This is a genomic window from Streptococcus danieliae (assembly GCF_009767945.1).
Lineage (GTDB): Bacteria > Bacillota > Bacilli > Lactobacillales > Streptococcaceae > Streptococcus > Streptococcus danieliae.
In genome coordinates, this window is sequence record NZ_WSRS01000168.1 from 1 (window position 1) to 902 (window position 902).

1 protein-coding gene is annotated in these 902 nt (G+C 47.9%); it reads right to left on the bottom strand.

All coding sequences use genetic code 11. From position 1 onward, the window contains the following. A partial coding sequence (locus tag E5983_RS09245; RefSeq protein WP_269148542.1) for a Rib/alpha-like domain-containing protein occupies nt 1-902 on the bottom strand: 902 nt, incomplete at both ends.

The following is a 902-nucleotide window of genomic DNA, read 5'->3' on the forward strand; positions in this document are numbered from 1 at the left end:
CCTAGGTTAGAGATGGACTTCTCAGCTGATGGAGTTTCACCAACGGTAACGGTTTGATCAGCTGGAATTGGTTGGTTACTGTCTGCCTGGCTTGGGGTTTCTACAACCTTAACTGTCACAGGAACCTTATCTTGCGAACCATCTGGGTAGGTCACAAGAACTGTCGCCGGTTTATCTCCTGCTGTACTTGTGTCTACTGGGCTCTCAAACGCTACCGTAGTACCTGTTGGAAGATCACCTAGGTTAGAGATGGATTTAGATGGATCCACGGACTCACCAACTTTAACAGTTGGAGTTGCCGGAATTGGTTCATTGCTGTCTGCTTGGCTTGGGGTTTCTACAACCTTAACTGTCACAGGAACCTTATCTTGTGAACCATCTGGGTAGGTCACAAGAACTGTCGCTGGTTTATCTCCTGCTGTACTTGTGTCTACTGGGCTCTCAAACGCTACCGTAGTACCTGTTGGAAGGTCACCTAGGTTAGAGATGGACTTCTCAGCTGATGGAGTTTCACCAACGGTAACGGTTTGATCAGCTGGACTTGGTTGGTTGCTGTCTGCTTGGCTTGGGTTTTCTACAACCTTAACTGTCACAGGAACCTTATCTTGCGAACCATCTGGGTAAGTCACAAGGACTGTCGCTGGTTTATCTCCTGCTGTGCTTGTGTCTACTGGGCTTTCAAACGCAACTGTAGTACCTGTTGGAAGGTCACCTAGGTTAGAGACAGACTTCTCAGCTGATGGAGTTTCACCAACGGTAACGGTTTGATCAGCTGGACTTGGTTGGTTACTGTCTGCCTGGCTTGGGTTTTCTACAACCTTAACCGTCACAGGAACCTTATCTTGTGAACCATCTGGGTAGGTCACAAGAACTGTCGCTGGTTTATCTCCTGCTGTACTTGT